Origin of the sequence: Blattabacterium cuenoti (genome assembly GCF_014252295.1) — a bacterium.
In the GTDB taxonomy this organism is placed as follows: domain Bacteria; phylum Bacteroidota; class Bacteroidia; order Flavobacteriales; family Blattabacteriaceae; genus Blattabacterium; species Blattabacterium cuenoti_V.
Map to the genome: position 1 here is coordinate 317390 of NZ_CP059215.1, position 18738 is coordinate 336127.

An 18738-nucleotide genomic window follows, 5' to 3' on the forward strand; every position below is an offset into this window, starting at 1 on the left:
GAAATCTATTTTTTTATGTTACTAAAAAATATATTTACAGAATCTGGATTCGAGTCTGAAGCTGAGTTTATACCCTTAATGAGTCAAGATGAAGAGGATCAGTTACTGAAAGACGATATTCCTGAACAATTATGTATATTAACAGTCAGAAATATGGTTTTGTATTCAGGAATTGTTTTTCCAATCATAGCAGGGAAAAGTGGATCCATTCAATTGTTACAAGATGCTTATGGATTTGATAAAACAGTTGGAGTATTAACACAAAAAAATTCTGGAATAGAAAATCTCAGTGAAAAAGATTTGTATTCTATTGGAACGGTTGCTAAAATCTTGAAATTATTAAAAATGCCTGATGGAAATACAACTGTTATTTTACAGGGGAAAAGAAGATTTAAAGTTAATCGTTTTATTCAAAATGATCCCTATTTTAAAGCAGAAATTATCGCATTAGAAGAAAACAAACCTTCCTGCAAGGATAAAGAATACCTTGCTTTAGTTGAATCTATAAAGGAAATCGCTATAAAAATAATTCAAGATAATCCCAATATTCCATCAGAAGCAAGTATTGCTATTAGGAATATAGAAAGTCCTTCTTTTTTAATAAACTTCGTAGCAGCTAATATGAACTTAGCTACTAGAGATAAACAAAAATTGTTGGAATATGATGATTTAAAAAAAAGAGCAATGGAAACATTGCGTTTTCTCAATGTGGAACATCAACAAATTAAATTAAAAAATGATATTCAATCTCGTGTTCGTAGTGATATGGATCAGCAACAGAGAGAATATTTTTTGCATCAGCAAATTAAAGCTATACAAGAAGAATTAGGAGATATTTCATATGAAAAAGAAATTGATGAAATGCGTTCTAAAGCATCTAGAAAAAAATGGCCAAAAGAAGCAAAAAAACAGTTTGAAAGAGAACTAATAAAAATGCAAAGAATTAATCCTCAAATGCCTGAATATACAGTCCAGAGAAATTATCTAGAATTGATGATTGACCTACCTTGGGGTAGATATTCAAAAGATAGTTTTGATTTAGAATATGCACAAAAAATATTGGATAGAGATCACTATGGTCTAGAAAAAGTAAAAGAACGTATTATAGAATATTTAGCAGTCTTAAAATTAAGAGGTGACATGCGTTCTCCTATTCTATGTTTTTACGGTCCTCCTGGAGTAGGAAAAACTTCCTTAGGAAGATCTATAGCTACTGCACTGAAAAGAAAATATGTACGTATTTCTTTAGGAGGATTACATGATGAATCTGAAATACGTGGACACAGAAGAACATATATAGGAGCTATGCCTGGTCGTCTTTTGCAATCTATACGAAAAGTAGGAACTTCTAATCCAGTTTTCGTTATAGACGAGATAGATAAAATGGGATTAGGAACAAATGGAGATCCTTCTTCAGCTATGTTAGAAGTTTTAGATCCTGAGCAAAATACTTCTTTTTACGATAACTTTTTAGAAATGGGTTATGATTTATCAAAAGTATTATTCATTGCTACAGCAAATTCACTTTCCAATATACAACCTGCTCTGATAGATAGAATGGAGGTGATAGAGATGAATGGATACACAGTAGAAGAAAAAACACAAATTGTAAAAAAACATATACTTACTAAGCAACTAAAAGAAAATGGATTAAAAAAATCAGATCTAATACTTAGAACAAAACAAATAGAAAAAATTATTGAAAGTTATACAAGAGAATCTGGGTTAAGAACTCTGGAAAAGCATATTGCTAAATTAGCACGTTATGTAGCTAAGCATATTGCTATGAATAAAAAATATGTAAAACATTTAAGTATTGAAAAAATAGAAAATATTCTTGGAATCCCAAATGATCCAGATCGTTATGAAGAAAATAATGTTCCAGGTGTAGTTACAGGTTTAGCTTGGACTAATTTTGGAGGCGATATTTTATATATTGAATCCAGTTTATCTAAAGGAAAAGGTAATTTAAGTATTACCGGAAATTTAGGAGAAATCATGAAAGAATCTGCTACTATTGCTTTGCAGTATATTAAAGCTAACTACAAAGAGTTTAATATAGATCCTATAATGTTTGAAGAACAAAATGTACATGTTCATGTTCCTGAAGGAGCAGTTCCTAAAGATGGTCCATCTGCAGGAATTACAATGTTAACTTCTTTAGTATCAAGTTTTACAAAAAGAAAATTGAAACCTAATTTAGCTATGACAGGAGAAATAACCCTAAGAGGAAAAGTTCTTCCTGTAGGTGGAATTAAAGAAAAAATTCTAGCGGCTAAACGTGCTAATATTAAAGAAATTATTCTATCGAAGGAGAATAAAAAAGATGTAGAAGAAATTAAATCAGAACAATTAAAAGGATTAACTTTTGATTATGTTAGAAATATGAATGATGTAATTCATTTATCTTTATTATAAGAAAATTTTTAACATGTTCTTTTTGATTTTAAAAATGAATGAATTAAAATATATGAGTTCTACAGTTATTACAGTTCATAGAGAACACTTAATTCAACTAGCGAAAAAATACGGAACTCCACTTTATATATACGATTCTTGCAAAATAAGAAAACAATATATAAAGATGAAAAATGCTTTCAGTGGAGTTCAAAAATTAATAATTAATTATGCTTGCAAAGCTAATACTAATTTGAACATATTAAAATTTTTTCAAAACTTAGGAAGTGGATTAGATACTGTATCTATACAAGAAGTGGAATTAGGATTAAAAGCTGGGTTTCATCCAAAAAAAATTATATTCACACCTAACTGTGTTTCTATTCAAGAAGTTAAAAAATCCGTTGATTTCGGAGTAAGAATTAACCTAGATAATTTATCTATTTTAGAACAATTCGGGGAATTGTATCCAAATTATTCTGTAGGGATAAGAATCAATCCGCATATTATGGCAGGAGGAAATTCAAAAATTTCAGTAGGACATATTGATTCTAAATTTGGAATTTCTTATTATCAAATTCCTCATATGAAAAGAATATTAAGAAATACAGGTCTTAAAATAGAAGGATTTCATATGCATACAGGATCTGATATATCAGATATCAAATATTTTTTAGAGGGAGCAAAAATATTATTTCAAACAGCTATAGATTTTCCAAATATCGATTATATTGATTTTGGAAGTGGGTTTAAGGTTCCATATAAAAAAAATGATATAAGAACGGATCTTATTGGATTAAGTCATTCTATCACGGAAAAATTTAAAGATTTTTGTAAAAATTACGGAAATCAAATTTCTTTGATTTTTGAACCAGGAAAATTTTTGGTTAGTGAATGTGGATATTTTTTAGTTCATGTCAATGTAATAAAACATACTACTTCTACTGTTTTTGCTGGAGTAGACTCCGGATTTAATCATTTTATTCGTCCTATGTTTTATAATTCTTATCACTGTATTGAAAATATTTCTAATCCAAAAGGTCGTCTTCGATATTATACGGTAGTAGGATATATTTGCGAATCGGATACTTTTGGTTTTAATAGAAAAATTCAAGAAATACGAGAAGGTGATATTTTGTGCATAAAAAACGCGGGAGCATACTGTTTTTCTATGTCTTCGAATTATAATTCTCGTTATAGACCCGCTGAAGTTCTAATTTTTCATGGAAAAGATTTTCTTATAAGAAAAAGAGAAACAATGCAAGATCTTATGAAAAACATAGTAGAAATACACATGTAAATAAAAAAAAAGGGGGATAGGGGAAGGATAGGAGAGATGGCAGAGTGGTTAATTGCGGCGGTCTTGAAAACCGTTGAGGGTTATGCCTCCGGGGGTTCGAATCCCTCTCTCTCCGCAATATTCCAGTTTTCAAACAATGTAATTTTATTTACAACTTTTTTTTTCTAATTTTTTTAGTTGCTTTTCAATACTTTTATTAGTGACTTTTTCAAATAAAAATGTGGGATCCCCCAATAAATGTCCTGGATATAAAATTTCTTCTTTTATTTTATTCCATAAAAAAGGTTTTAAACGAAGCATATTTAAAAATTTTTTTGCGATATGTGGAAGAAAAGGTTCTGATAATTGAGCTAACATTCCAACAATTTGCAAAGAAACATAAAGAATAGTTTCTACACGTTTTTTGTCCTTTTTTTTCCAAGGCTCTTCTTCTGTTAGATATTTGTTTCCAATTTTAGCTAAATTCATAAAACATGCCAAGGATTCTTTAAATTTATAAGATTCAATCAAATTACCTATATATTCTGGATGATTTTTTATTTTCGTTAAAATATTTTTCTCTTTTGTAGAAAAAACTCCTGGATTAGGGACAATACCATTATTGTATTTCTTAACTAAAGTTAGACTTCTATTTACGAAATTTCCTAATACAGCAACCAATTCTGTATTATTTTTTTTTTGGAAATCTTTCCAATTAAAATTATTATCTTTTTTTTCTGGCATATTAGCAATAAGAATATAACGAAGTGTATCCTGTTGATTTGGAAAATCTTCTAAATATTCATGACCCCATACTGCCCAATTTTTAGAAGTAGATATTTTTTTATTTTCTAAATGAAGAAATTCATTAGCTAATATTTGATCAGGAAGGATATATCCACTATCATATGCTTTAAGTATAACTGGAAAAATGATGCAATGAAAAACAATATTGTCTTTTCCTATAAACTGAATTAATTTGGTTTTTTTATCTTTCCAATAAGGTTTCCAATCTATCTTTTTTTTTTGAGCCCATTCTATAGTAGATGAAATATATCCTATAGGAGCTTCGAACCATACATAAAGTACTTTTTCCTTCTTTTCCGAAATAGGGACAGGAACTCCCCAATTTAAATCTCTAGTTATAGCGCGAGGTTTTAATCCTTGATTTAACCAAGATTTGGCTTGTCCATAAACATTTACCTTCCAATCTTTTTTATGACTAATTAAAATCCATTTTTCCAAAAATTTTTGATATCTATTCAAAGGAAAATACCAATGTTTGGTTTTTTTTAAAACTGGAAAACTACCACTTATGGTCGATTTTGGATGTATTAAATCTTCAGGAATTAACGAACATCCACAATTTTCGCATTGATCTCCATAAGCTTCATCATTTTTACAATAGGGACATATACCGGATATATACCTATCCGCTAAAAATTGTTGAGCTTCTTCATCATAATATTGTTCAGATACTTTTTCAAAAATTTTTTCTTTTTCATGAAGTTTTTTGAAAAAAGAAGTAGAGACTTCGTAATGAAGTTCTTTAGAAGTTCTAGAATAATTATCAAATTGTATACCAAAATTAGTAAAACAATCTTTAATCATACGATGATACTTATTTACTATTTCTTGAGGAGTTTTTTTTTCTTTTTTAGCTTGCATAGCAATAGGAACTCCATGCTCATCCGATCCACATATAAAAATAACATCTCTGTTTTTTCGTCTCATATAACGTACAAAAACGTCTGCAGGGAAATAAACTCCTGCTAAATGACCTATGTGAATTGGTCCATTTGCATAAGGTAAAGCTGCAGTAACTGTATATTTATTTGATTTTTTCATAACAATTTTTAATAAAATATGAATAATAATAAAAAATTATTTTTAATAGATGCATTTCCACTCATTTATCAAAGTTATTATGCTTATATAAATAATCCACTGTTAACTTCCAAAGGACTAAACACTTCTCCTATCATAAATTTTACAAAACTCTTAATAAAGACATTAAATAATGAGAAACCATCTTATATGGCTACGATTTTTGATGACAATCAAAAAATTTCTTTTCGAAAAAAAGAATATTATAAATATAAGGCACATAGGAAAAAAACACCGGAAGCCATTAACATAGCAATTCCTTATATTAAAAAGATTTTAAAAACCTTTCAAATCCCTTTTTTTCATGCACAAAACGGATATGAAGCTGATGATCTTATCGGAACAATAGCTAAAAAAGCAGAAAATAAAGGATATATAATTTATATAATTACCTTAGACAAAGATTTTTTTCAATTGGTGACAGAAAACATTAAAGTTTATATGCCACCTTTTAAAGGAAATCCAAAAAAAATATTCGGAATAGAAGAAATACGAAAAATATATGGAGTTAATAACCCAAAACAAGTTATAGACTTATGGAGTATGATGGGAGATTCTTCCGATAATATACCAGGATTACCAGGAATAGGAGAAAAAAACGCCAAAAAGTTTATTCAAAAATATGGAAGCATTGAAAAATTATTGAATTCAACTCATGATCTTAATGGAAAGATTCAAATAAATATTGAAAAAAACAAAAATTTAGGTCTTTTGTCCAAAAAATTAATTACTATTGTAACCAATATTTCCTTTTTTTCTTTTCATGAAGAAAAATTTTATGTTCAAAAACCAAATTGGAATTCCATTAAGAAAATATTCGGAGAACTTGAATTCATAAAATTATTAAAAATAGCTCATCAATATTATAAATCAATATAAAACGTATAATTATTTTTTTCTATAAAATTTATATTTTATCATATAATTCCAAACATCTGCATGAAGCATCGTTTTCATATTTTTTCCTTTTTTAATAGAATTTCGAATAAAAGAAGAAGATATTTCAATAATTGGAGCTTTTAAAAAAATTATATTTTTCCGTTTAAAAAAAGGATTGGAAAAATGACCAAGTCTAGGATAAACTAAAATATCATATTTATTCAATATCACTTTATAATCTTTCCATTTTTTGAAAGAAGAAAAAGTATCTTGTCCCAAGATAAGAAAAAATTTATATTGAGGATATTTTCTCTCTATATCATATAAAGTATGAATTGTATAAGAAGGAAGATGTCCGTTTTCTATATCCAATACGCTCATTTTTTCATAATCATAAATAGCTATTTGAACCATTTTAATACGGTGTTCATAATCTAAAAGATTTTTTTTTTTAATGGATTTTGTGGAGAAACTATGAACCAAACATGATCTATATCTAGAAACTCTGTTATATGATTAATAATAATTGTATGTCCTAAATGGATAGGATTAAATGATCCGAAATAAAGTCCTATTTTCATATTTAATATCAAATATCAATTAAATAAAAATATCGAGATATAGGCTCGATATTTTTACACTCAATTCTTTTCTTTATTTTGATTTTTTAAAGCATATTAATGCGATAACTCAATCCTAAAATAATAAAATGATTATTCTTATTTTCTTTTTGAATTGGATCTACAATGTAATTGATTCTTTGATTTTGATATAAAAGATGAAAATTCAGATCATCATTATTTATAGAAGGAACAAATTCTATACCTCCATAATAAGTATATTCTTTTTTGAATAATTTTTTTTCCTCCAAAATATCATTTACTCCTCTTTTAGATGTTCCAATTTCATATACGCCTTTTACAATCAAATTCCATTTTGGAATAAAGTTGTATTTTAATTTAAATAAACAAGTTCCATATTTTACAGATGCTACATTACGATAATAAGAATTTAGTGAACGTAAAACTTCTGTTATACTTCCATTTTTTTCTATATCTTCATCACTTAATATATAATCTGCTTCTAGAAAAAAAGGTTTTAAATCTACTTTACTCCCTAAAGCAAGAAATTTCCAAAATTTTTGATCTTCATTTTCTTGAAAAATGGAATATGACCATCTGTTTTGTATAATTTTATTCAAATTCCAATTCCAACTCACGGAATAACCAATAGGATTATTCACTTTTTTAACTTCATCTCCATCCCTATTATATGTATTACCCATTGGATTTTTTATGCTATTTACAACTTGTAATTGTAATTCATGATTTTTTATCGGAATATAAATAAAGTTGAATCCAATAGGATTATCACTACTTTTATATACATTTGCATACTGATATGGAGATTCATGCAAACCATTGGAATACTCTATGCTTCCAAAAGAATATGGTTGTTTTCCGATCAAAAAGTGGAGTTTATCATTCCACTTATATTTCAAATAAGCTAAATCAATTGTTTTGTAATTTTCTATATCATTTAATTTTTTTACAAAACGATAACTGATTTTGTCGTTTATCTTTCCTATCATTTCTAATGTTAAATGGTCTTCAGAAAAAAGAGCTCTTTCAGGCGATTCTTTCTTGACTGTAGAATTAATAGTACTTACAAAATCTACAAACATGTTAAAACGAGAATTCTCATCTTTTTGATGTGATATTTCTTCATCTTTTTGATGTGATATTTCTTCATCTTTTTGATGCGATATTTCTTCATCTTTTTGATGCAATATTCCTTCATCCTCGTAGCTATAGATGCTATGAAAAGGGTAAAAAAAACCTAAAAAAAGAATGAAAGAAATCATTTTTGTTTTTTTCATTTTTTAATAATTTTTGAAAAATATATATAATATAATCAATATTTACAGTATAAAAAACTGAAAAAATATTTAATTTATTTTAAGTAACTACTTTTCAAAACAAAATGCAAAAAAATATTTCAAAAAAAAAAGAAAATAAAACTACTAGAATTTTTTTAGGATTTTTTTTATTGATGAGCAGCCTTTTTTTGTTATTAAGTTTTTTTTCTTTCTTTTTTCATTGGAAAAACGATCAAAGCCAATTATATAAATTTTTCGATAAAGAAATCATAACAGAAAATTTGCTTGGTAAAATGGGAGCTGTTGTTTCTCACTTTTTCATTTACAATGGAATAGGAATTAGTGCTTTTTTCATCCCTATCATATTATTCATCACTGGATTAAAAATTATTTTCAAAAAAAAACTATTGAATAATTTTTACAAATCAATAATATATAAGTTTATATTTTTCAGCATATATATTCCGATAGCTTTTTGTATCGTTATTCCTTATCAAGGAATACTTAGTGGAGTTTTTGGATTTGAAATAGGAAATTTACTGATTCATTTATTTGGTAAAATAGGATCATATATACTTCTTTTTACGAGCATTATTTTTTATTTTATCATCATTTTTCGTATTACGAATCAAAATGGAATACAACAAAAAATACAATATTATGAAAAAATAGATATAGATATAATTTTCAAATTGTACAATTTATTTCGATCAATAATAACTAGTGAAGATGAATCTAGTACTAATTCTACTAATTCTACTAATTCTACTAATTCTACTAATTCTACTAATTCTACTAATTCTAATAAAGATAAAAAAGATAAAAATGTTTTGTATTCTGTTCTTTCTTCTCAAGAAGATTTTTCTTCCATATCAGTGAATAATATAGAATTAAATTCTAATAAAAAAAAAATAATTCAAGTACTAAACTATTATAAAATAGAAATATGTAAAATAAAAGCCATTACAGGACCTACTATTATTTTATATGAAATATACCCTAAGGTAGGAACACGTATATCCAAAATAAAGAATTTGAAAAATGAGATAGCTCTAAATCTATCTGCTCTATCCATAAGAATTATAGCTCCAATGCCTGGAAAAGGATCCATTGGAATAGAAATTCCAAATCATAATCCTCATACTGTTTATATGAAAGATATTCTTTTCTCAGAAGAGAGTAATAAAAAAAGTCATGAAATGGAGCTCCCTATTCCTTTAGGTAAAACTATATTTAATAAAATTTTTCTTATAGATTTAGCTAAAATGCCTCATTTACTTATAGCAGGATCAACTGGGCAAGGAAAATCTGTAGGATTAAATGTCATGATTATTTTTTTATTATATAAAAAAGATCCAGAATCTATCAAATTTGTTTTAATTGATCCAAAAAAAGTAGAATTATCTATATATAAAAGAATATCAAAGTCTTATTTTGCTACTACTCCTAATTCTAGAGAACCAATCATCACAGAATTACATAAAGTAAAAAACATATTGAATTCTTTGTGTAAAGAAATGGATAAAAGATATGCTATTTTGGAAAAAAATAAGGTTAGAAATATTCAAGAATACAACGCAAGGGGAAATAAAAGACATCATTTACCTTATATTATACTAATTATCGATGAATTTGCAGACTTAAGTTTTTCTTTTCGTAAAAATAAAAAAATAGAAACGTATATAACTCGATTAGCACAAATTGCTCGTGCTGTCGGCATTCATTTAATTATAGCAACACAACGACCATCAGTTGATGTAATTACTGGATTAATTAAATCAAATTTTCCTGCAAGAATTGCATTTAGAGTAAGTTCTAAAATAGATTCTAGAACTATATTAGATTGTACTGGAGCAGAACAATTGATAGGAAAAGGAGATCTTCTATTTTCTAATAGAAATGAATTGATACGATTACAATGTCCCTTCATCAATTTATCAGATATTAAAAAAATTGTTAATTTTTATAAAGATGATGGGAAAAAAAACGAATATTTCTTTTTGCCAGAACCTGACTGAATTCAAGTTCAGTTCATTATTATAATGAAATGATATGAAAAAAATTGATCTATATATGATTCGTTTATTTATAGCACCTTTTTTCATTATTTTTTTCACAATATTTATTGTTTTTCTGATTCAATTTTTTTGGAGTCAAATAGATGAATTATCTGGTAAAAACATTCATATTTTAATAATAATAAAATTTATATTTTACTTTGGTATATCTATTATTCCATTGGTAGCTCCTATATCATTATTATTAAGTTCTATCATAACATATGGTAATTTTTCAGAAAATCAAGAACTTATTGCCGTAAAATCTTCTGGAATATCTTTTTTTCGTATCATGAAACCTATTTTATGTATAACTTTTCTTTTTTCTATTGCATTATATTTTTTTTCTGATTTAGCAATACCAATAGCGAAAATACGAGCTAAAAAATTAGGATATCAAATTTTATTGGCTAATCCCTCTTTCAAATTAAAAGAAGGAATTTTTGTAAATTTATTCCCAGATTTTTTTGTGAAAATAGATAGAAAATCGGAAAATAATCAGGAACTGCATAATATATTTATTTTTTTTTATGATAAAAATTCACTTGTAAATACTATCCTTTCTAAGAAAGGATTTTTCATTCCAAATAAATATAGATCTGAATATATTCAATTTAAATTAATGAATGGTATTTTATATAGTGAAAACACAAATGAAACTAAGGGAGAATCTTCTTATCAAATTGTACGATTTGATACTTTAATTCAAAACTTTAAAATTCCTTCCTATGATTATGAAGGAATCAAAAATTTAGATGACTACGACTCTTATAATACACATGATTTAATTAAAAAAATTAACTATCTAAAACAAAAAAATTCTTTTCGTAAGAAAGAAAATATCCATACTTTAATCAAGTTGCAATTAGAATTACAAAAAAAATTTACATTTCCAGTAACATGCATTATAATGTTTTTAACTGGGGCTCCACTAGGTGCTATTATTAGAAAAGGAGGAATAAGTTATCCTACTATTGTGGCTATTATTATATTCATCATTTATTATACTTTGCTGACTATTAGTCAAAATAAAGTAGAAAAAAATGAAATATGTCCATGGATAGGTGCATGGATTCCAAATTTCATTTTTTTCCCAGTAAGTATATGGATGACTTATAAAACTGTAATGGATGATTTTTATATTCAAAAATAAAACAAAAAAAACAAAATATTATGGTTTTTGGTTCGAATCTAAATTTCGATAGTATTGAAGAATCCATACAGGATATCAAAAATGGAAAAATTATTATTGTGGTAGATGACAAAAATCGTGAAAATGAAGGAGATTTTATAGTGGCGGCTGAAAAAATAACTCCTAAGATTGTAAATTTTCTCATTACTCATGGAAGAGGACTTGTTTGTGTCCCATTAACAGAAGAAAAATGTAATCAACTAAAACTTCAAATGATGGTCGAAAATAATACAGATCCTAGAAGAACTGCTTTCACAGTATCCGTTGATTTACGAGGTTATGGTGTTAGCACTGGAATTTCCGTTTCAGATAGAGCAAAAACTATTCATGCCTTAGTCAGCAAAGTAAACCCAGAAGAATTTAATAGGCCAGGTCACATTTTTCCTCTTCGAGCAAAAAAAGGAGGTCTATTAGAAAGGCCTGGACACACAGAAGCTGCTATCGATATAACTAAAATGGCTGGATGTACACCTGGAGGTGTTGTTGTAGAAATACTGAATAAAAATGGATCTATGGCTCGTTTACCACAATTGATATATATCGCTAAGAAATTCCATATGAAAATTATATCCATAGAAGATATTATAAAATATAAAATAAACAAAAACTAAACGTAAAAGATTAATGCGGTCTGGACGGGATTTGAACCCGCGACCCCATGCGTGACAGGCATGTATTCTAACCAACTGAACTACCAGACCCATAAAAAAATTATTGAATAATTAAAGCATCTAATTTTTTTCTAATTTCCTCTTTAGAGGCAATTCCAATATGCACATCCTTTTTTTCTCCATTTTTAAAAAAAATCATAGTGGGAATGCTTCGTATTCCATGTTTAGAAGAATTTTTTGGATTATTATCCACATTTAACTTAAAAAAAAATGCTTTATTCTGATATTCAGAAAATATTTCTTCTAATAAAATAGATAAAGATCGACATGGAGCACACCACGGTGCCCAGAAATCGACTAATACAGGTTTATCCGATTTATTGACCAATTTTTCAAAATTATCATCGTTTATTTCTTGTAACATATTTTTCTCTTTTATTAAACAAATGTACCTTTTTTGTTTCAAATTCAAAAGGAAAAGTCTTTTAACAAACAGATATAAATATCTATTCCTTCCATGATTTCTGAAATAAGAATATACTCATTAGGAGTATGAGAACGGATACTATCTCCAACTCCCATTTTAATTGTAGGAAAAGGCATAATGCTTTGATCAGAAAGTGTAGGAGATCCATAAGTTTTTATTCCCATTAATTTAGCTTTTGAAACAATAGGATGCATAGGATCTATAAAAGAAGAATTTAAATGATAAGAACGAGGTTTTATTTTAGATTGAATAATTTTTTGTATAATTTCAATTAATTCTTCATTTTTATATAACTCATTAGTTCTAATATCTACAATAAAAGAACAAAAATCAGGTATAACATTATGTTGTATTCCTCCTTGTATTTGAGTAACATTTAAGGTAGTATAACCTAATAATTTTGATCTTCTATCAAAAAAGATATTTCTCAAATTTTCTATATCTCTTGTCGCTACATAAATAGCATTTATTCCTATATTTCTTGCAGAATGTCCTGTTTTTCCTTTGGCTATACAATCTAATATCATTAATCCTTTTTCAGCAATAGCTACTTGCATCTGTGTTGGTTCTCCTACAATTCCTAAGTCTATCTTTCCCAATTCAGAAAGAATTGCTCTAATTCCAAAAGAACCAGATATTTCTTCTTCTGCAGTAATTGAAAGAACCAATCTGTAAGGTAATTCAGATAAATTACTTAAATATATAAAAGTAGATATTAATGATACAACAGAAGCTCCAGCATCATTACTTCCTAATCCTATTAGTTTATCTCCATTTTTTTTAGCGGAAAAAGGATTTGTTTCCCAATTTTTCCCTGGTTTAACCGTATCATGATGAGAATTTAATAATATGGTTCGTATGTTCTCTTTTTTTAAAAAATTATCATTTTCAGTCCATATATTATTAAATTTTCTCCTTACATGAAATCCATATTTACGAAGATAATCTTCTATAAGAAAAGATACTTTATTTTCTTGTTTTGATATAGAAGGTGTATTGATTAGTTTTATAATAAGCTGAACAGCTTCTTTTTTTAATATTTTCAAATTGACTATAGACATATAATAGTCTTATTATTAACATCATTTAAATATTTAGGTAAACCTATACTGACCTTAGTCACTCCATTTTTTAATGCAAAAAAAGCATTTTCTAATTTAGGGATCATACCATCTTTTATGGTATGATTTTTTTTCATTTTTTGAAATGAATTAAAACTTATTTTTTTATAAAAAGATTCTGGATCTTTTATATCTCGTAAAACTCCTTTTTTTTCAAAACAAAAATGTAATTCTATCTGACAATCCTTTTCCTTTTTTAAGGATACAGCTATGTAAGACGCAATTGTGTCTGCATTTGTATTGAGTAAATTACCTGTTCCATCATGAGTAATGGAACAAAATACAGGAATGATATTATTTTTCAATAAAAATTGAATGAAACGTGTATTAACACTTTTTCTATGGATATCAATATCTCCTACATATCCATAATCAATATCTGTTTTTTTTCGTATATACGATTTAATGCAGTTTCCATCTGCTCCACATAAACCAAAAGCATTACAGTTATGAGATTGTAAACGAGCTACAATATTTTTATTAATCATTCCGGCATAAGTCATAACAACGATATCTAAAGTTTCTTTATCGGTTATCCTTCTCCCTTGTAAAATTTTTTGACAAATTCCCATTTTATTTGAAACAAGATCTGCTTTTCTTCCTCCTCCATGAATCAATACTTTATATCCTTGCAGTTTACTACAAAAATCTTTCAAAGAAGAATTAAGAATCTCTGGATCATTAATTAAATGACCTCCAATTTTTACTACATGGATTTTCATGATAAAGACTCTAGAATTTTTAAAAAAATTATTTGTGAAGCATAAATTCTATTTTCTGCTTGTTGCAATACTATAGAATCTTCGCTATCTAAAACAGCATCTTCCACTACAACATTTCTTCTAACAGGTAAACAGTGCATAAATTTAGCACGATTGGTTAGTTTCATTTTATTTACAGTAATCATCCAGTCAGAACTGGTACAGAGTATTTTTCCATAATCTAAATAACTACTCCAATTTTTGGCATAAATAAAATCTGCATTCATAAATGCTTCATTTTGATTATGTGTTATAAAAACTCCATTAGAAAATTTATTATGAAGATTATATTTTTTAGGACACGCAATAGTAAAATCAATTTCATCTATTTTTGATATCCATTGAGAAAAAGAATTCGCCACGGAATGAGGCAATGGATTAATATGAGGGGTCCAACTTAGAACAACTTTACATCTTTTTTTAAAAAAAGATGTAAATTCTGCAATAGTCATTACGTCTGCTAAAGACTGTAAAGGATGCAAAGTTGCACTTTCCATATTGACTACTGGAATTCGAGAATATTCCAATATCTTATTAAAAATTACTTCTTTGTAATCAAAATCTTGATTTGATAAATTAGGAAAAATCCTAACTGCAAGAATATCACAATATATGCTCATAACAGAGATCGCTTCTTTCAGATGTTCTTGTGTCATTTTCATTACACTTCCATCATTCATTTCAATTTTCCAAGAATCTTTATGGATATCTAGTACCCAAGTATTACATCCTAAATTAAAAGCTGCTTTTTGACAACTAATTCTTGTTCGTAAACTAGGATTAAAAAAAACCAATCCAATTGTTTTATTTTTTCCAACATGTTTAAATTCATATGGATTTTTTTTTAAAAAAAGAGCTTCTTTAAGAAGATCATATACATTTATAACATCTTCTACACTAAAAAATTTTCTCATAAACTTTTTCATTTTCATTTATATTCATTCCAAGCTTTTATAAATAATTGTTCCATAGATAAATTACAAAATGCTTGTATAAAAGCTTTTGCTAGACGCGCATTGGTCAGAAGAGGTATATTAAAATCAACTGCAGAACGTCTTATAGCATAATCATTATCTAATTCTGATTTACTCAAATTTTTTGGAATATTAATAATAAGATCCAATTTTCTATTTTTTATCAATTCAATAACATTTGAATATTTTTTTTCATTTGGCCAATGAACTCTTATAGAGGGAATTTCATTTTTTTGTAAAAAATTATTTGTGCCTTCTGTAGCAAATAACACATATCCTTTTTTATGTAACAATTTGATTACTTCTAAAAGGTCCAATTTTGATCCAATAGGACCTCCAGATATCAATATATTTTTTTTTGGAATGGTATACCCAACGGAAATCATTGATTTCAGAAGAGCTTCATCAAAAGTATTTCCTAAACATCCCACTTCTCCTGTTGAAGACATATCCACTCCTAAAATAGGATCTGCATCTTGCAACCTAGAAAAAGAAAATTGAGAAGCCTTCACTCCTAAAAAATTTGTAATAAAAAAATTAGGTTCCATTTTATTTTTCTTCTTTCCAAGAATAACTTGAGTAGCTAATTCAATCATATTGAAATGAGATACTTTTGATACAAAAGGAAAACTTCTAGATGCTCTTAAATTACATTCAATTACTTTTATTTTATTGTCTTTAGATAAAAATTGAATATTAAAAGGACCAGATATATTAAAATATTTGGATATTTTTCTAGATATAGAAATGATATCTTTCAATGTTGACAAATAGAGATTATGTGGGGGATACACCAAAGTAGCATCTCCTGAATGAACTCCTGCAAATTCTACGTGTTCCGATATAGCGTAATATAAAATTTCTCCATGCTGAGAAACAGCATCTAATTCAATTTCTTTTGCATCTTTAATAAATTCTGTAATAATTAATGGATGCTCAGGAGATATTGATATCTTTTTATTAAGATAATGTTGCAATTCTTCTTGATTCGAAAAAATATTCATTTCTTCCCCAGAAAGAACATATGAAGGTCTCACTAAGATAGGAAAATCCACTTCTCTAACAAATTGATAAATCGTATCCAAATCGGATAATTCTTTCCATCTAGGTTGTTCAATTTTTAAATCATCCATAGCATTAGAAAATTTATATCTATTTTCTACTTTGTCTATGGAAATAGGAGAGGTTCCCAAAATTTTTACTTTTTTTTCAAAAAGTTTTAGAACCAAATTATTAGGAATTTGCCCCCCCATGGAAACAATTGTTCCTTTTGGTTTTTCCAGTTCAATAATATCCAATACTCGTTCTACAGTTAGCTCTTCAAAATATAATCTATCACATACATCAAAATCAGTACTGACAGTTTCAGGATTATAATTAATCATTATTGATCTATAAGATTCTTTCCTAATAGTATTCAATGCATTTACACAACACCAATCAAATTCTACACTACTTCCAATTCTATAAACACCAGATCCTAGTGTAATGACAGATCTTTCATCTTCCTCATAAAGAATATCATGTTGAATAGCGTGATATGTCAAATACAAATAATTTGTATACGCTGGATATTCAGAAGCTAAAGTATCAATTTTCCTAACATATGGAACTATATCTTTTTCTTTTCTATATTCTCTTATTTTTTGTTCTAAATGATAAATACGGTTGTACTCATGTTGATTATTTTTTTTGTTAAAAAAAATAATAGCTATTTGCATATCAGAAAAACCTTCTTTTTTTGCTTTTCGTAACAATTCGTATGGAATATCTCTCCAATTATCACAACTATCTATCTTTTTTTTCGTTTGAAAAATGTTATCAAGTTGAAATAGAAACCATGGATCAATTTTTGTTAAATCATGTATTTCTTTCACAGAAAAACCTTTTTCTAAAGCTTCTTCTAAAAAGAATATTCTTTGGTCTGTAGGTTCTTTAAGAGATTCTCTCAATAAATGATTAGATACTAATTTTTTTTTCTTCATGTTTATGAACCCTTGTTTACCTATATCTAGCATTCTAATTCCTTTTTGTAGAGCTTCTTCAAAAGATCCTCCAATAGCCATTACTTCCCCTACACTTTTCATGCTACTTCCAATTCTATTAGAAACACCATAAAATTTTTTAAGGTCCCATCTAGGTATTTTGCATACCACGTAATCCAACGCTGGTTCAAAAAAAGCAGAAGTATTTTTAGTAACAGAATTCTTTAATTCATGTAATCCGTATCCTAAAGATAATTTTGCCGCTACAAAAGCCAAGGGATAACCCGTTGCTTTTGAAGCAAGAGCACTGGAACGAGAAAGACGTGCATTAACTTCAATAACACGATAGTCTTCTGAATTAGGATCTAATGCAAATTGAACATTGCATTCCCCAACTATATAAAAATTTCTAGCAATATATATTGCTATTTTTCTTAAATTATAATATTCAGAATTTGTTAAAGTTTGTGACGGTGCTACTACAATACTTTCTCCTGTATGAATTCCTATAGGATCAAAATTTTCCATATTACATACAGAAATACAATTATCATATTTATCTCTCACTATTTCGTATTCAACTTCTTTCCATCCCTCTAAAGATTCTTCTACTACAATTTGAGAAGAATAAGAAAAAGCTCTACTTACTATTTTTTTTAAATCATTAATATTTTTCGCGAAACCACTTCCCAATCCTCCAAGTGTATAAGCAGACCTAATAATAATTGGAAATCCTATTTCCAAAGAATAATAAATAGCATCATCTATGGAATGAACCACAAAACTTTTTGCTGTTTTTATGTTAATCTTAGTCAACCTATTTTTAAATAAATTTCTATCTTCACTGTGAATAATAGATTCAATAGGTGTACCTAAAACTTGAATATTGTATTTTTCTATGATTCCTTCTCGAAACAGCTGAATTCCACAATTCAATGCAGTTTGTCCACCAAAAGACAATAGAATTCCTTTTGGTTTTTCTTTATCTATAACATTTTTAATAAAAAATAAAGTCAAAGGAAGAAAATAAACTTTATCAGCAATTTCTTTTGATGTTTGAACTGTGGCAATATTCGGATTAATCAATATAGTATAAACACCCTCCTCTTTAAGAGCTTTTAATGCTTGTGTTCCAGAATAATCAAATTCACCAGCTTCTCCTATTTTTAATGCACCTGATCCCAGGATAAGTACTTTGTCTATTTTCATACTAATTTTGGAAGATTCTT

13 protein-coding genes, 2 tRNA genes and 1 pseudogene are annotated in these 18738 nt (G+C 27.3%); 7 read left to right on the forward strand and 9 right to left on the reverse strand.

The features are described from left to right. Positions 1-15 precede the first annotated feature (15 nt). The 3 genes from lon (at position 16) to H0H40_RS01545 (ending at position 3812) form a co-directional block, all read left to right on the forward strand. The gene (gene lon / locus H0H40_RS01535) at positions 16-2418 is read left to right on the forward strand and encodes an endopeptidase La (protein WP_185868782.1); all 2403 of its coding nucleotides are present in this window, start codon (positions 16-18) and stop codon (positions 2416-2418) included. Positions 2419-2452: 34 nt separating this feature from the next. Next, a complete protein-coding gene (gene lysA, locus H0H40_RS01540; protein ID WP_185868783.1) occupies positions 2453-3697 on the forward strand; it encodes a diaminopimelate decarboxylase in 1245 nt (414 codons plus the stop codon). Positions 3698-3727: 30 nt separating this feature from the next. Next, positions 3728-3812 (forward strand) — tRNA-Ser (locus H0H40_RS01545). 29 nt (positions 3813-3841) lie between these two features. Here the strand turns inward: H0H40_RS01545 and metG are convergent. Further along, positions 3842-5524, reverse strand: a complete 1683-nt coding sequence (metG, locus tag H0H40_RS01550; RefSeq protein ID WP_185868784.1) for a methionine--tRNA ligase — start codon at positions 5522-5524, stop codon at positions 3842-3844. Positions 5525-5542: 18 nt separating this feature from the next. Here metG and H0H40_RS01555 point away from each other — a divergent pair, with 18 nt between their 5' ends. Then, positions 5543-6442, forward strand: coding sequence for a 5'-3' exonuclease (locus H0H40_RS01555; protein ID WP_185868785.1), 900 nt, complete (start codon positions 5543-5545; stop codon positions 6440-6442). A 9-nt stretch (positions 6443-6451) separates the two neighbouring features. On the opposite strand, the pseudogene nadD reads toward H0H40_RS01555, so the two are convergent. Both nadD and H0H40_RS01565 read right to left on the reverse strand, forming a co-directional pair. Further along, positions 6452-7023 (reverse strand): annotated as a pseudogene (nadD, locus tag H0H40_RS01560) (nicotinate (nicotinamide) nucleotide adenylyltransferase). Positions 7024-7109: 86 nt separating this feature from the next. Beyond that, complete coding sequence (locus tag H0H40_RS01565; RefSeq protein ID WP_185868786.1) at positions 7110-8321, reverse strand: porin; 1212 nt, start codon at positions 8319-8321, stop codon at positions 7110-7112. Positions 8322-8425: 104 nt separating this feature from the next. Here H0H40_RS01565 and H0H40_RS01570 point away from each other — a divergent pair, with 104 nt between their 5' ends. The 3 genes from H0H40_RS01570 to ribB are packed head-to-tail and all read left to right on the forward strand — an operon-like array spanning position 8426 to position 12181. Then, on the forward strand, positions 8426-10339 hold the full coding sequence (locus H0H40_RS01570) for an FtsK/SpoIIIE family DNA translocase (protein WP_185868787.1): 1914 nt from the start codon (positions 8426-8428) through the stop codon (positions 10337-10339). 34 nt (positions 10340-10373) lie between these two features. Continuing rightward, positions 10374-11531, forward strand: a complete 1158-nt coding sequence (locus H0H40_RS01575) for an LptF/LptG family permease (protein ID WP_185868788.1) — start codon at positions 10374-10376, stop codon at positions 11529-11531. Between the two features lie 20 nt (positions 11532-11551). Beyond that, the gene (ribB, locus tag H0H40_RS01580; RefSeq protein WP_185868789.1) at positions 11552-12181 is read left to right on the forward strand and encodes a 3,4-dihydroxy-2-butanone-4-phosphate synthase; all 630 of its coding nucleotides are present in this window, start codon (positions 11552-11554) and stop codon (positions 12179-12181) included. Between the two features lie 16 nt (positions 12182-12197). On the opposite strand, the gene H0H40_RS01585 is transcribed toward ribB, so the two are convergent. From H0H40_RS01585 to carB, 6 genes are all read right to left on the reverse strand, one after another. After that, positions 12198-12271 (reverse strand) — tRNA-Asp (locus H0H40_RS01585). 10 nt (positions 12272-12281) lie between these two features. Beyond that, complete coding sequence (trxA, locus tag H0H40_RS01590; protein WP_185868790.1) at positions 12282-12605, reverse strand: thioredoxin; 324 nt, start codon at positions 12603-12605, stop codon at positions 12282-12284. A 44-nt stretch (positions 12606-12649) separates the two neighbouring features. After that, the gene (locus H0H40_RS01595; RefSeq protein ID WP_185868791.1) at positions 12650-13729 is read right to left on the reverse strand and encodes a M20 family metallo-hydrolase; all 1080 of its coding nucleotides are present in this window, start codon (positions 13727-13729) and stop codon (positions 12650-12652) included. After that, complete coding sequence (argB, locus tag H0H40_RS01600) at positions 13720-14511, reverse strand: acetylglutamate kinase (RefSeq protein WP_185868792.1); 792 nt, start codon at positions 14509-14511, stop codon at positions 13720-13722. The genes H0H40_RS01595 and argB overlap by 10 nt, the downstream gene beginning before the upstream one ends. Then, a complete protein-coding gene (locus H0H40_RS01605; RefSeq protein WP_185869328.1) occupies positions 14508-15464 on the reverse strand; it encodes a Rossmann-fold NAD(P)-binding domain-containing protein in 957 nt (318 codons plus the stop codon). The genes argB and H0H40_RS01605 overlap by 4 nt, the downstream gene beginning before the upstream one ends. Before the next feature lie 14 nt (positions 15465-15478). Beyond that, a complete protein-coding gene (gene carB / locus H0H40_RS01610; RefSeq protein WP_185868793.1) occupies positions 15479-18718 on the reverse strand; it encodes a carbamoyl-phosphate synthase (glutamine-hydrolyzing) large subunit in 3240 nt (1079 codons plus the stop codon). Positions 18719-18738 lie beyond the last annotated feature (20 nt).